Source organism: Streptomyces sp. NPDC030245 (genome assembly GCF_055572995.1).
Window position 1 is genome coordinate 257,132 of the sequence record NZ_JBVICF010000005.1, and the last position, 13,324, is coordinate 270,455.

Annotated in this window: 11 protein-coding genes; 5 read left to right on the forward strand and 6 right to left on the reverse strand. The window is 72.2% G+C overall.

Going from position 1 to position 13,324, the window contains the following annotated elements:
* Nucleotides 1-51 precede the first annotated feature (51 nt).
* The gene (locus ACZ4Z4_RS15885; protein ID WP_468327229.1) at nucleotides 52-1,986 is read right to left on the reverse strand and encodes a YncE family protein; all 1,935 of its coding nucleotides are present in this window, start codon (nucleotides 1,984-1,986) and stop codon (nucleotides 52-54) included.
* A gap of 54 nt (nucleotides 1,987-2,040) precedes the next feature.
* Nucleotides 2,041-2,502: a hypothetical protein gene (locus ACZ4Z4_RS15890; RefSeq protein WP_468327231.1), complete on the reverse strand. Its 462-nt coding sequence runs from the start codon at nucleotides 2,500-2,502 to the stop codon at nucleotides 2,041-2,043.
* Nucleotides 2,503-2,722: 220 nt separating this feature from the next.
* Between ACZ4Z4_RS15890 and ACZ4Z4_RS15895 the strand changes: the two genes are divergently transcribed.
* Entirely contained in the window at nucleotides 2,723-3,193 is a 471-nt protein-coding gene (locus ACZ4Z4_RS15895) for a carboxymuconolactone decarboxylase family protein (RefSeq protein WP_468327233.1), read from the forward strand.
* Nucleotides 3,194-3,212: 19 nt separating this feature from the next.
* Complete coding sequence (locus tag ACZ4Z4_RS15900) at nucleotides 3,213-4,142, forward strand: RNA polymerase sigma-70 factor (RefSeq protein ID WP_468327235.1); 930 nt, start codon at nucleotides 3,213-3,215, stop codon at nucleotides 4,140-4,142.
* Between the two features lie 30 nt (nucleotides 4,143-4,172).
* Here ACZ4Z4_RS15900 and ACZ4Z4_RS15905 read toward each other — a convergent pair whose 3' ends face one another.
* Nucleotides 4,173-4,580 carry a DUF5997 family protein gene (locus tag ACZ4Z4_RS15905; protein WP_468327237.1) on the reverse strand — a complete coding sequence of 136 codons (408 nt, stop codon included), beginning with the start codon at nucleotides 4,578-4,580 and terminating at the stop codon, nucleotides 4,173-4,175.
* A 57-nt stretch (nucleotides 4,581-4,637) separates the two neighbouring features.
* Between ACZ4Z4_RS15905 and ACZ4Z4_RS15910 the strand changes: the two genes are divergently transcribed.
* Complete coding sequence (locus tag ACZ4Z4_RS15910; RefSeq protein WP_468327238.1) at nucleotides 4,638-5,417, forward strand: LysR substrate-binding domain-containing protein; 780 nt, start codon at nucleotides 4,638-4,640, stop codon at nucleotides 5,415-5,417.
* 98 nt (nucleotides 5,418-5,515) lie between these two features.
* On the opposite strand, the gene ACZ4Z4_RS15915 is transcribed toward ACZ4Z4_RS15910, so the two are convergent.
* Nucleotides 5,516-7,735 carry an NADP-dependent isocitrate dehydrogenase gene (locus ACZ4Z4_RS15915; protein WP_468327240.1) on the reverse strand — a complete coding sequence of 740 codons (2,220 nt, stop codon included), beginning with the start codon at nucleotides 7,733-7,735 and terminating at the stop codon, nucleotides 5,516-5,518.
* Nucleotides 7,736-7,884: 149 nt separating this feature from the next.
* On the opposite strand from ACZ4Z4_RS15915, the gene ACZ4Z4_RS15920 reads away from it, so the two are divergent.
* Entirely contained in the window at nucleotides 7,885-8,472 is a 588-nt protein-coding gene (locus ACZ4Z4_RS15920; RefSeq protein ID WP_468327242.1) for a TetR/AcrR family transcriptional regulator, read from the forward strand.
* A 221-nt stretch (nucleotides 8,473-8,693) separates the two neighbouring features.
* Nucleotides 8,694-10,061 carry an MFS transporter gene (locus ACZ4Z4_RS15925; RefSeq protein ID WP_468327243.1) on the forward strand — a complete coding sequence of 456 codons (1,368 nt, stop codon included), beginning with the start codon at nucleotides 8,694-8,696 and terminating at the stop codon, nucleotides 10,059-10,061.
* 482 nt (nucleotides 10,062-10,543) lie between these two features.
* Here the strand turns inward: ACZ4Z4_RS15925 and ACZ4Z4_RS15930 are convergent, their stop codons facing one another.
* Nucleotides 10,544-11,749, reverse strand: a complete 1,206-nt coding sequence (locus ACZ4Z4_RS15930) for a serine hydrolase domain-containing protein (protein WP_468327244.1) — start codon at nucleotides 11,747-11,749, stop codon at nucleotides 10,544-10,546.
* Complete coding sequence (locus ACZ4Z4_RS15935) at nucleotides 11,746-13,323, reverse strand: alpha/beta hydrolase (protein ID WP_468327245.1); 1,578 nt, start codon at nucleotides 13,321-13,323, stop codon at nucleotides 11,746-11,748. The genes ACZ4Z4_RS15930 and ACZ4Z4_RS15935 overlap by 4 nt, the downstream gene beginning before the upstream one ends.
* Nucleotide 13,324 lies beyond the last annotated feature (1 nt).

Below are 13,324 nucleotides of genomic sequence, written 5' to 3' on the forward strand. Positions count from 1 at the left end.
CGGTTCCTGGAGGCGGGCCGTCCGGGCCGGGGCATGGAGACCGGCGCTTCGCTACGTCGCCGGGGTGGCGGGCCGCCCGTCGTCGGGCAGTACGCCCGGGACGCGCAACAGCTTGCCCTGGCGGTTGGTGACGTAGACCGAGCCGCGGCCGGGGTCCAGTTCGACGCCGCAGACCGAGCCGAGGTTGTTGGCGACCACGCGCTGTCGGCCCTTGGCCTCGCCGTCGGTCACGACGACTTCATGGAGTCTGCCGCCGGCCGAGTCGGCGACATATGCGTGAGCCGCGGCGTCCGGTGCCAGGCGCACGCTGTTCCCCAGCGCACCGGCCACCTGCTGCGGCCCGGCGCCGTCCGCCGCCAGGTCGATCTCGTACAGCCGGCCGCCGTCGTACTGACCGACGTACGCCTTCCCCCCGGCGAGCGCCACCCCGGCGGCCCTCGGCACGTCCCAGGTGCGCTGCCGTTCCGCCGGTCCGCCCTCGCCCAGGGCGAACTCGATCAGCTTCCCCTTCTCGACGTCGGCGACATAGGCCTTGCGGCCCGGCAGGTCCAGCGCGACGCCGTACGCGTAGACGCCGTCGGCGACGACGACCGGGTCCGCGGCGTGGTCGGACAGGTCCAGCGTGAACAGGCGCCTGCCGCCGTAGTCGGTGACGTAGGCCTTGTTCGAAGGAAGGTCCAGCGCCACGTCGTTGACCTGACCGAGCTTCTCCCAGACCCGTTCCGTGCCGCCGTCGGTGAGATCCACCTCGTGCAGCTTGCCGCCGTTGTACCGCTCGGCGATGTACGCCTTCTGGTTCGCCGGGTCCAGCGCGAGGCCGTCGGCCGTCCCGAAGCCCGTGGCGAGCTCGACGGCCGCCTGCTTCGGGCTCTCCCGGGCCTCGCCCTTGTGCAGAGGGTGGTCCTTCAAGTCGAATTCGAGGTTTTCGAGCTCGAAGACCTCGTGCACTCCGGCGAGGGTGGAGACGACTTCGGCCTCCCCTTTTTGCAGGAAGGGCTTGCCCTCGTCGGTCAGGTCGAAGGTCTCGGCGGGCGCCCCGGTCTCGCCGAGCTTCCAGGCGATCACCTGGGCGTACTTCGGCTCCCGTGCCTGCGGGCCCTCCGGACGGGTCTCCTTGACCTCCACCGGCTCGGGGTAATAGAGGGCGACCCAGCCACCGAAGGAGACCGGGAACTCGTAGTCGAACCTCCGCACCTGGCGGCGCTGCGTCGCCAGGACGTCGACGCGGCTGCCGACCTCACCGCTCAGCGTGGACGACGTCTTGAACCCGGTGGTCAGCGAACCGCTGACCGACGCGGTGATCCCCAGCATGAGACTCGCCGACAGCTCTCCGGTGCCCGTGGCGGTACTCGTGGCCGTGGTCGTGGTGGCCGCTTCCGACTGGGACTCGGAGTCACTGCCCTGGCGGTCCTTGCTGGCGAGCTGGGTGTTCTTCTGATGCTTCTTCGTCGACATGGCCTTCTGTAGTTGCTGTTGCAGCGACGCGGTGGCCTTCGCCCCGAATGTGAGCTGCATCTGCCCCTGGAGCGACCAGCTGATCGTGTTCGAGATCGAGAATTCGACGGTGTGCGACCACTTGGTGGGGGTGGGGTCGGTGCGATTGACGTACGTCTGCTTGGAGATCACGTCAGGTGGCGGCTGGGCGATGTCGCCCCGTTCCTCGATGAGCGGTACGCCCACCGTCATGTAGGCGCGCCAGCCGCGCTCGTGTGCGGTGTCCTCCGCGTCCACGCCGTCCGTCCCGTCGGGAAACCGGCCGAAGCGCCCCTTGTTCAGCGAGAACCCGGTGGGGGACACATATCGGACCTCCCCGTCCGGCGTCTTCTTCTCGGCCTTCCTTTTCAGCCTCTCCTTGTCCCGCTCCAGGATGGCGGCGGCCCTTTCGGCGATTTTCAGCTCTTTCAGGTTCCGCCCTGTCAACGGGTGGCGTAGAAACCTCTCACCGATGTGGGTGGTGCTCACATGGTTCTTGATGGGGCCACTCATGACTTTCAGCCTCCTTGCGGTGCGGGATTCGACGGCACGTGAGCGAGCTCGGCCCTATTCGGTCCGCTTCGTGTTCTTGGCCGATTCGGCATTGCGCTTCCGCAGCTCTTCCCGCTCCTCGTCGCTGAGTTTCGGCTGGTCCTCTTCGGCGATTTTCGGCCGGTCTTCGTCCCTGATCTCCACCCTCACCTTCTTGGACGCCTCATCCTTGGCCGAGGACGCCATGCCGGATGTCGACGCGGGGTCTTCGCTGGCCGCGTGCTGTGCGGCGGCTGCCGTCCGGGTGTTCCCGAACAGTGGCGCGATGAAGTTGTGCACGATATTGAGCGCCTCGGGCGACGTCTCGCGCACGAGCTTCGGGTCACGCTCGACCGGTGCAATGCCGTCGTAGAGCTCCGGATCGACCCCTTCCTCCTCGGGCCGGGCGCCGGGAATGTCTTCATGGACCTTTTGAGCGGCCTCTTCGGCGGACCTGGCCTCGCCGCCGCCGCTCTCGAAAATGTTTTTGAAAGACATGAGCTGCCCTCCGCAAGATGCTGTTGAATGGCTCGCCCATCTCGGCCGATCGGCCGTGGCGATTCAACGAACGCACGGACTCCGTGCGCTTTCTCCGGGCGTTTGCCTACCCCTCCGATACGCGGTGTATCCAACCCGTCACCGAGGAGTCGTGTCACAGGGCGGGAGGCTGTCTCGTCTCAGGGGGTGCAAGCCACCGACGAGCACGGAGGAGCACCCCATGAACGCGCGACTGAACTACATCGCCCAGCCCAACGCCGCCAAGGCGATCAAGTACTTCGTCTCGGGCGCGCGGACGCTTCAGGAGGCGCTGCCGGCCACGACCCGGGAGCTCGTGGCGCTCCGGGTCAGCCAGATCAACGGCTGCGCCGCCTGCACCGACATGCACGTCAAGGAAGCCGCCGCCGCGGGCGAGAGCGCGCTGCGGCTGCACCTCGTGGCGACCTGGCGGGAGGCCACGGTCTTCACCGAGGCCGAGCGTGCCGCGCTGGAACTGGCGGAGGAAGGCACCCGGGTCGCCGACGCGGCCGTCGGGGTGAGCGACGAGGTGTGGGCACGCGCCGCCGAGCACTACGACGAGGAAGAGCTCACCGCCCTGGTGGTGCACGTCTCCGTCATGAATATGGTGAACCGGCTGAACATCATCACTCAGCAGCCGGCGGGCGACTACGAGCCCGGGCAGATGCACTGACAGCAAGGTGGGGGTCGACGTGGGCAAGGTTGAGGAGTTCGAGGAGCTGCGGCCGCTGCTGTTCTCGATCGCCTACCGGATATTGGGCAGCGTGAGCGAGGCCGAGGACGCGGTGCAGGAGACGTGGCTGCGCTTCGACGCCACGACGACCCTGCCCACGTCGACCAAGGCCTATCTGTCGGCCGCGGTGACCCGTATCTCGATCGACGTGCTGCGTTCCGCGCGGGTGCGACGCGAGCAGTACGTGGGCCCGTGGTTCCCCGAGCCGCTGCTGAACGATCCGTATCAGGACCCGGTGCGCTCGGTGGAGCTGGCCGAATCCGTGTCGGTGGCGGCGCTCCTGCTGCTTGAGCGGCTCAGTCCGCTGGAACGGGCCGTGTTCGTGCTGCGGGAGGTGTTCGGCTTCGGATTCGACGAGGTCGCCGCGGCGGTGGAGCGGTCGGAGGCGGCGTGCCGGCAGCTGCTGGTGCGGGCCCGGCGGCACATGGAGGCGGCTCAGCCGCGCTTCCGGGCGGCTCGTGCCGAGCGGGAGAAGCTGGCGTCGCGGTTCTTCGACGCCCTCAGCGACGGTGACGTCGCCGGTCTGCGGGAACTGCTCGCCGCCGACGTGACGATGGTCGGCGACGGCGGCGGCAAGGGCCCGCAGCTGTCCAGGGCCGTGGCGGGCACCGAGCGGGTGGCCCAGCTGCTGGCCACCAGCTTCGCGGCGCTGACCACGATCGGCGTGACGCACGAGGTGCACGAGCTCAACGCCGGGCCGGGCGCGGTCTTCCGCGCCCGGGACGGCAGGGTGCTCACCACGCTCTCGCTCGACGTGGCCGACGGCCGGATCCGGGCGGTCCGCCTGATGATCAACCCCGACAAGCTCGGGCACCTGGGTCCCGTGGCGGACGTCTGGGCCGTCGACCGCGAGACCCGGCACGCGATGCGGAGCCTGCGGCAGGCGTAGCGCCCGCGCCCGGGCCGGTGTCGGAAGTCCCTAGTCCTGCGCGCGCGCCGCGCGCTTCTCCGCCTGCTCCGCCTGCTTCTCCTTAATGCGCGCCGTCTCCTTGCGCACCTCGGCCTGCACGGCGCGCTCCTGGCGCAGCCAGCCGGGCTGCTCCTCCTTGAGCGCGTCGATCTGCTCGGTGGTGAGCGGCTCGGTCACTCCGCCGCGCGCGAGTCCCGCGATGGAGACGCCGAGCCTGGCGGCGACCACGGGGCGGGGGTGCGGGCCGTTGCGCCGCAGTTCCTGGAGCCACTCGGGCGGGTCGGCCTGCAACGCGTTCAGCTCGCTGCGCGAGACGACGCCCTCCTGGAACTCGGCGGGCGTGGCCTGGAGGTACACACCCAGCTTCTTCGCCGCGGTCGCGGGCTTCATGGTCTGGGTGGTCTGGTGCGACGTCATGGGTCCAGGGTATCGAGCATGTGCGCTACTCCTGACCACGCCGGGTAGCCTGGCGAGGTGACAGGCTCGGAAGTACCCCCGTCGTTCCGGCTCGCCTACGTTCCCGGAGTGACGCCCGCCAAATGGGTGCGGATCTGGCACGAGCGACTGCCCGACATCCCGCTGACCCTCCTCCCGGTGGCCGCCGCCGAGGCGCCCGGCCTGCTGCGCGCGGGCGGCGCCGACGCCGGTTTCGTACGGCTCCCCATCGACCGTACGGATCTCAGCGCGATCCCCCTCTACACCGAGACGACGGTCGTCGTCGTCCCCAAGGACCACGTCGTGGCGGCGGTCGAGGAGGTGTCCCCCGACGACCTCGCCGACGAGGTGGTGTTCCACCCGCTCGACGAGACCCTGGAGTGGGAGACCCGGCCCGGCCTGCCCGCGTACGAGCGTCCGGCGACGACCGCGGACGCCGTCGACCTGGTCGCGGCGGGGGTGGGTCTCCTCGTCGTACCGCAGTCGCTGGCCCGGCTGCACCACCGCAAGGACCTCACCTACCGCACGGTGACGGGCGCCCCCGAGTCGCGCGTCGCCCTGTCGTGGCCGGAGGCGGAGACCACCGACCTGGTCGAGGACTTCATCGGGATCGTCCGCGGCCGTACGGTCAACAGCTCGCGGGGCCGCGCGCAGACCGCGGCGAAGGACAGGGCTCCGGCGAAGGACAGGTCCGCGGCCAAGGCCGCGGCGCAGCCGAAGCGGAAGCCCGCGGCCGACAAGGGGCGCCGCGGGGCGCCCGCCCGGCAGGCGAAGAGCGCGAAGCCCGCCAAGCGCGGCAGGCCGCGGCGCCGCTCGTAGCGCCCGCGCACAGCAGGAGACAGCAGCACACACGGGACACAGCAGGAGGGGCCCCCGCCGAGTGGCGGGAGCCCCTTCTGTAGTGCTGCGTGCGAGCGTCAGGCCAGGATCGACAGCGCCTGGTTGAACGTCGCGGACGGGCGCATGACCGCGGAGGCCTTGGCCGGGTCGGGCTGGTAGTAGCCGCCGATGTCGGCCGGCGAGCCCTGCACCGCGATCAGCTCGTCGACGATGGTCTGCTCCTGCTCGGCCAGCGTCTTGGCCAGGGGCGCGAACGCCTCGGCGAGCTGCGTGTCCTCGGTCTGCTTGGCCAGCTCCTGCGCCCAGTACAGGGCGAGGTAGAAGTGGCTGCCGCGGTTGTCGATGCCACCGAGGCGACGGCTCGGCGACTTGTCGTTCTCCAGGAACGTGGCGGTGGCGCGGTCCAGGGTGTCGGCGAGGATCTGCGCGCGGGCATTGCCCGTCGTGGTGGCGAGGTGCTCGAAGCTCACCGCGAGGGCGAGGAACTCACCCAGGCTGTCCCAGCGCAGGTAGTTCTCCTTGACCAGCTGCTGGACGTGCTTCGGGGCGGAGCCGCCGGCGCCCGTCTCGAAGAGGCCGCCACCGTTCATCAGCGGGACGACCGACAGCATCTTGGCGCTGGTGCCCAGCTCCAGGATGGGGAAGAGGTCTGTGAGGTAGTCGCGCAGGACGTTGCCGGTGACGGAGATGGTGTCCTCGCCGCGGCGGATGCGCTCCAGGGAGAACGCGGTGGCCTCGACCGGGGACATGATGCGGATGTCCAGGCCCTCGGTGTCGTGGTCCGCGAGGTACTGCCGCACCTTGCCGATGAGCACGGCGTCGTGGGCGCGGGTCTCGTCCAGCCAGAAGACGGCCGGGCTGCCGGTGGCGCGGGCGCGGGTGACGGCGAGCTTGACCCAGTCCTGGATCGGCGCGTCCTTGGTCTGGCACATGCGGAAGATGTCGCCGACGGCGACGGCCTGCTCCAGGACGACGTTGCCCGCGCCGTCGACGACCCGCACGGTGCCGGTGGTCGCGACCTCGAAGGTCTTGTCGTGGCTGCCGTACTCCTCGGCCTTCTGCGCCATCAGGCCGACGTTCGGGACCGAGCCCATCGTGGCCGGGTCGAAGGCGCCGTTGGCGCGGCAGTCGTCGATGACGACCTGGTAGATGCCGGCGTAGCTGCTGTCGGGGAGGACCGCGAGGGTGTCGTGCTCCTCGCCGTCCGGGCCCCACATGTGGCCGGAGGTGCGGATCATGGCCGGCATGGAGGCGTCGACGATGACGTCGCTGGGGACGTGCAGGTTCGAGATGCCCTTGTCGGAGTCGACCATGGCGAGCTCGGGGCCCTCGGCCAGCTCGGCCTCGAAGGACGCCTTGATCTTGTCGCCCTCGGGCAGCGACTCCAGGCCCTTGAAGATGCCGCCCAGGCCGTCGTTCGGGGTCAGGCCCGCGGCGGCGAGGGTCTCGCCGTGCGCGGCGAAGGTCTTCGGGAAGAAGGCGCGGACCACGTGGCCGAAGACGATCGGGTCGGAGACCTTCATCATCGTGGCCTTGAGGTGCACGGAGAAGAGCACGCCCTGCGACTTGGCGCGGGCGACCTGCTGCTTCAGGAACTCGCGCAGCGCCGCGACGCGCATCACGGAGGCGTCGACGACCTCGCCGGCGAGGACCGGCACGGACTCGCGCAGGACGGTGGTGGAGCCGTCGTCACCGACGAGCTCGATGCGCAGCGCACCGGCTTCGGTGATGACCGCGGACTTCTCGGTCGAGCGGAAGTCGTTCTCGCCCATGGTGGCGACGTTCGTCTTCGAGTCGGCCGTCCAGGCACCCATGCGGTGCGGGTGGGCCTTGGCGTAGTTCTTGACCGACGCGGGGGCGCGGCGGTCGGAGTTGCCCTCGCGCAGGACCGGGTTGACGGCGCTGCCCTTGACCTTGTCGTAGCGGGCGCGGATGTCGCGCTCCTCGTCGGTCTTCGGGTCGTCCGGGTAGTCCGGGAGCGCGTAGCCCTGGCCCTGGAGCTCGGCGATCGCGGCCTTCAGCTGCGGGATCGAGGCCGAGATGTTGGGCAGCTTGATGATGTTCGCGCCGGGCGTCTTGGCCAGCTCACCGAGCTCGGCGAGGGCGTCGGAGATGCGCTGGCTCTCCTCCAGACGCTCCGGGAAGCTCGCGATGATGCGCCCCGCGAGCGAGATGTCGCGGGTCTCCACGCCGACACCGGCCGTCGAGGCGTAGGCCTGGACCACCGGCAAGAACGAATGGGTCGCCAGGGCCGGGGCCTCGTCAGTGTGGGTGTAGATGATGGTCGAGTCAGTCACCGGGTGCTCCGCTCCGCGTCTGCAACATTGCTCGACATCAAGATATCTCCTACCTCCCCCCTGAAGGACAGGGCCTAGGGGCCCGATCTCCGGCACCCCGCTCGCGCCGGGCAGTAGACACTGTCTACTCGACGTAGTAGACAGTGTCTATGACTGAACAGGACGCCGGGCTGCGGGCCCGGCTGGTCGACGTGGGCGTCGAGCTGGTGGCGGCGCGGGGCGTCCAGGCGCTGTCGCTGCGGGAGATCGCGCGCGGGGCCGGGGTCTCGCACGGGGCGCCCCGGCGGTACTTCCCCACGCATATGTCGCTGCTCTCCGCGATCGCGCGGCGCGGCTTCGAGGAGCTGGCGGCCGAGGCGGGGCGGGCCCTGGCGGACGGGGCGGAAGGGGACGCGCGGGCGCGGCTGAAGACGCTGAGCCGGGCCTACCTCGGGTTCGCCGCGGACCACCGCGGGATGTTCGAGCTGATGTTCCGCCACGATCTCCTCGAGAGCAATCAGCTGGGCCTGCGGGAGACCAGCCTGCCGCTCTTCGAAACGCTGGCCGGACTCGTCGCCGAGGCCCGCCCCGCCTCCGGCGCGGGAGCGCGGGTCGTCGCGGGCGCGCTCTGGGCGAACCTGCACGGCATCGCCCAGCTGTGGGGGTGGGGCAGCCTGCGCCTCGCCACGGGCGCCGAGGACGTGGAGGCGCTGCTGGACGCGGCGCTGGAGGCGCATCTCGGGCCGGAGGACGTGTGATGCCGGCAGCGGAGACGCCGGCGCCCAGGTCACCCGGGGCAGCCGGGGTAGCCGGAGCACCCGAAGCACCCGAAGCAGCCGGAGCACCCGAAGCAGCCGGAGCACCCGAAGCAGCCGGAGCAGCCGGAGCAGCCGGAGCAGCCGGAGCCGCGATACCCGCACCGCCCCGCGCCTCCGCGGTCCAGCAGCACCTCACCCTCGCCAGCAGTGTCGTCGGCGCGATGGTCGTCGCGCTGGACGGCACCGCGCTGACCGTCGTCCAGCCCGCCCTGCAACGCGACCTCGACGCCTCCTTCGCCCAGGTGCAGTGGACGAGCACCGGCTATCTGATCGCCGTGGCGAGCCTGCTCGTCTTCGCCGGGCGGCTCGGCGACCGGTACGGGCACGGGCGGCTCTTCGCCGTCGGAACGCTCGGCTTCGCCGCCGCGTCGGCGGGGGTGGGCCTCGCGTCCGGCATCGGCTGGGTGATCGCGCTCCGCGTCGCCCAGGGGATCTTCGGAGCGCTGCTGCAACCCGCGACGCTCGGGATGCTGCGGGCCGCGTTCCCGCCCGACCGGCTCGGGATGCCGATCGCCCTGCGGATGAGCGCGATCGGTCTGGCGGCGGCCACGGGGCCGCTGGTCGGCGGGGCGCTCGCCACGCATCTGGGCTGGCGCTCGGTGTTCTTCCTCAGCGTGGTGCCCGCGGTGGTGATCGGCGTACTCGCGCTCGTGGTACGTGTACCGGCGGCACCCCGGGCGACTCCCGCGCTCGGGCTCGACCTGCCCGGCGCCGGGCTGCTCGCGGTGACGCTGGCCTGCCTGGTGCACACCCTCGTCGCCGTGCCGGAGCAGGGGTGGACGGCGACGGCCGTGGCGGGCCTCGCGGGGGCGGCGCTCGCGAGAGGCGCGTTCGTACGGCACGAGGGACGTGCCGTACGCCCGCTGGTGCCGCCGCGCCTGCTCCGCTCGGCCGGGGTCGGTGCCGCGCTCGGCATCCTCGTCGCGGCGTCCGCGGCGATGTTCGGGGCCCTCTTCGTCGGTACGTACTTCCTCCAGGACGTCCTCGGCCTCGACCCGCTGGACTGTGCGCTGAGGGCGCTGCCGCTCGCCGTGATGATGGTGGTGAGCGCGCCGCTCGCCGCCGTGGTGCTGCGCGGGCAGGGGCCGCGGCGGACGATCACGGCGGCGATGACGGTGCTCGCCGCGGGGATCCTCGCCCTGTCGCGCCTCGACGCGGGGTCGGGGCCGGTGGCGACCGGTGCGGGGTTCCTGCTGGTGGGGGCCGGGTTCGGGACGGTGATGGTCGCGGCGACCGCGGCCGTCGTACGCCATGCGCCGATGGCCGACGCCGGGGTGGCGGGCGGCCTCCAGCAGACGGCGATGAACGTGGGGCCCACGGTGGGGATCGCCGCGGCGACGACCCTCATGACGGCTCTCGCGCCCCGCACGGGGGAACGCGGCCCCCAGTGGCCGGACGCCGGTTTCCTCTCCGCGATGACGCCCACGCTCACGACGCTCGCGGCAGTGGCGGCGCTGGGCGCCCTGACGGCGACGCGACTCCCGGGCCGCGACATGGCACGCCCCGAGCGTGCGGGGTTCGGGGCGTAGGGGCGGGGTCGAGGGCCCGGGGGGCCCGGGTCGGGGACGGGGGCCCGAAGGGGCGGGGGTCGAGGGCCGGGGCCCGGGGGGCGCCAGGGGCCCAAGGGCCCGCCGGCCCGGCCACCGGGGGTCAGTGGCCGGGGCCCGGAGCCCCGAGGCCGGGGGCCGGGGGTCCGGAGCCCGGGGGCCCGGGGGCCCGGCGGCCGGGGGTCAGGGCCCGGGCCCGGGGCCGGGGCCGGAGGCCAGGGCCCGGAGCCCGGAGGTCGGGGGCCAGATGCCGGGGCCGGGGGCCGGAGGCCGGGGCCCGGGGGCCCGGAGCCCCGAGGCCAGGGGCCGGGGGCCGGGGGTCCGGAGCCCGGGGGCCCGGGGGCCCGGCGGCCGGGCGGCCGGGGGTCAGGGCCCGGGGGGGGACCCGGCGGCCAGGGGCCGGGGGCCGGAGGCCAGGAGCCCGGAGGCCAAGCCAGGTAGGGGCCTCGGTGGAAGATGGCGCGTCACGCCCCGGCGAGCAGCGTCTCGTCCACCATCCGCAGCGCCGCCCGTGCCTGTCGCTCGTGTGTCTTCGCGTCGTCGAGGCGGAGCGTGAACGCCGCGCCGGTCACCGCCGTCGCGCCGTCCGGGGTCACGCCGCCCTCGCTGACGAAGCCGAGGCTCGTACCGCCGTGGAACCAGACGCCGTCCTCGCGGCCGGCGAGGGGGCGGGAGGCGATGCCCAGGCCGTAGCGGACGCCGTCGGCCGGGATCCAGTCCCGGACCGGCACCGTCGACTTCATCGCCGCCAGCTGAGCCGGGCGCAGCAGCCGGCCGCCGAGCAGCGCGCGCAGGAAGACGCCGTGGTCGTGTGTCGTCGAGATGAGGCAGCCGTCCGCTCCCCCGCCGTAGCCGAGCGTGGTCTCGGTGGGGCGCGTCTCGTCCGGGAAGTACGTGTAGCCGGTCGCCGTCGGCTGCGGCACGTACGCCGAGGAGCCGGGCACGATCGTGTGGCGCAGGCCGAGCGGTCCGATGATGCGGTCGTGGACCTCCTGGGCCCACGGGTTCCCGGTGACCGCCTCGACGAGCATCCCGGCGACGATGTAGTTCGTGTTGGAGTACCCCCAGCGCCGCTCCTGTGCCGGGTCGTCCGCGTCGGGCAGCCACTGCGGGGGTCTGCCGAGGGCCACCGCGAGCTGTTCCTTCGGGGACTGCGAACGGAAGCGGTTGCGCCGGTACGCGTCGGGGGTGAAGTCGCCGCTCTCCGCGGTGATGTACTCGTTGAGGCCGCTGGTCTGCCGCAGCAGGTAGGTGACGGTGATCCGGCGGCCGTCGTTGCCGTGGCCGCGGATCGCGCCGGGCAGCCAGCGCTCCACGGTGTCCGTCAGTCTCAGCCGTCCCTCGCCGACCAGCTGGAGGACGACGGTCGCCGTGTACGTCTTGGTGTCGCTGCCGATGCGGTAGTACGAGCCCCACGGCACCGGGCCCTGCGCGGGGGCGTCGAGGTCGGCGACCCCGGCGCGTGCCGTGGTGCGGCCGCGCGCGTCCTGCACCTCGGCGAGGACGCCGCTCGCGCCGGTGGCGCACAGGGCGTCGACGCCGCGCTGGAGGGCGCGTCCACGCGGGCCGCGCGGGGCACGCGGAGCGGCCGACGCCGGGGGCGCCGCCGTCCCCGCGAGAAGTGCCGCGGCGGCCGCCGTGAGGCCGGTTCGCCTGCTGATCTCGTTCACTGGGTCTTCTCCGTCTTCTCCGTCGTCCCCGTCGTCCCCGTCGTTCCCGTCGTCCCCGTCGTCCCCGTCGGCTTCGGGGACGGCTTCGCGCAGGTGACGTCCGCCGTGGGCAGCTCGCCGTCGCGCAGGTAGGTGTTCACGGCGTCGTCGGCGCACGGGACCGGGGTGAGGCCGCCGATGCCGCGTCCGTAGACGCCGTGCGAGCGGATGTCCGCCGTGACGAGGCGGGATCCCTTGAGCTTCTTGTGCAGCGCCAGAGCGCCCTCGTACGGGACGTTGTTGTCGTGCTTGGCCTGGAGCATCAGGACGGGCACGCCGTTGCGGATCTTCGTGCCGGGTTCGCGGGGCTCGGTCCCCCAGAACGCACAGGGGGCGATCATCCCGTTGACGTACGGCCCGAAGACCGGCTGGGCGGCGCGGCTGCGCTGCATGTTCTTCCAGTACGTCTCGGGGTTCTTCGGCCAGCCGCCCGCGGGCCAGCCCCCGTCGCCGCACATGAAGACCGCGCCGCCCGTCATGCTGTCCGCCAGCTCGGGCGACGAGAGGAGGTCGAGGAGTCCGCTCAGCGCGGGCCCCGGCTCGAACTCCTCGCCCGCGGCGGCCTTCTTCAAGTCGTCGACGACGCTGACGAGTTGCGGGTCGTACTCCTCGTGCTGCACGAGCTGCTTGAGGAGAATCCGCAGCAGCGGGGCGTCGAGGCGCACGTCCTTCACCGGGATGGGGCGACGCTCCGCCCGCGCGAGGAGCTTCAGGACGTCGTCGCGCACGTGGCCGCCGCCGAGCCCGTCGAGCGCCGCCTCCGCGGGCGCGCCCGACCGCTGGAACAGCTCGTACTGCGTGGCCGCCGGGTCGGTCGAGGAGTCCAGGACGATGCGGTCGCTCCGGTGCGGGAACAGCTGCGTGTAGACGGCGCCCAGGTCGGCGCCGTACGAGATGCCGTAGTACGACAGCCGGCGCTCGCCGAGCGCCGCACGGATGGCGTCCATGTCGCGGGCGACGTTCCTGGTCGAGGCGTGCGGCAGCAACGCGGCGTTGCCGCCGTGCTCCAGGCACCTGCGCGCGGTGTCCTGCGCGGACCGCACCGACTTCTCGAAGTCCCGGCGCGGGGTGGTGGTCGGGGCGGGCGGCGTGGGTTGCGGGGCCTCGCCGCAGGTGACAGGGGTGCTCTCACCGAGGAAGCGCGGGTCGAAGCCGATGAGGTCGTAGCGGTCGGCCGCGTCCTTCAACGCGGGGCGCAGCGTAAGGGTGTTGGCGAGTCCCGTGCCGCCGGGCCCGCCGGGGTTGGAGAGCAGGATGCCGCGCCGCTCCCCCGGCGACTTCGCCCTGATGCGGGAGACGGCGATGTCGATCGTACGGCCGCGGGGGTCCGCGTAGTCGAGGGGTACGGCCACCTTCGCGCACTGCGCGCCCGCCTCGTTCAGCTCTTTCTGGTCCGCGGAGCAAGGGCCCCAACTGACAGTCTGCCGTGGCGCCTTGGACGTACTGTCGACTCCGGGGAGGTCGGTGGCGGCTCCGGGGCCGGCGAACAATCCGACGAGGCCCAGGCCCGCGGTGACTGCTGACACGACGCGCATC

Coding starts and splice junctions, on each gene's coding strand:
- ACZ4Z4_RS15920 (WP_468327242.1), top strand. CDS start 7,885: ATGACTGAACAGGACGCCGGGCTGCGGGCCCGGCTGGTCGACGTGGGC.
- ACZ4Z4_RS15895 (WP_468327233.1), top strand. CDS start 2,723: ATGAACGCGCGACTGAACTACATCGCCCAGCCCAACGCCGCCAAGGCG.
- ACZ4Z4_RS15890 (WP_468327231.1), bottom strand. CDS start 2,502: ATGTCTTTCAAAAACATTTTCGAGAGCGGCGGCGGCGAGGCCAGGTCC.
- ACZ4Z4_RS15925 (WP_468327243.1), top strand. CDS start 8,694: ATGGTCGTCGCGCTGGACGGCACCGCGCTGACCGTCGTCCAGCCCGCC.
- ACZ4Z4_RS15935 (WP_468327245.1), bottom strand. CDS start 13,323: ATGCGCGTCGTGTCAGCAGTCACCGCGGGCCTGGGCCTCGTCGGATTG.
- ACZ4Z4_RS15905 (WP_468327237.1), bottom strand. CDS start 4,580: ATGACGTCGCACCAGACCACCCAGACCATGAAGCCCGCGACCGCGGCG.
- ACZ4Z4_RS15885 (WP_468327229.1), bottom strand. CDS start 1,986: ATGAGTGGCCCCATCAAGAACCATGTGAGCACCACCCACATCGGTGAG.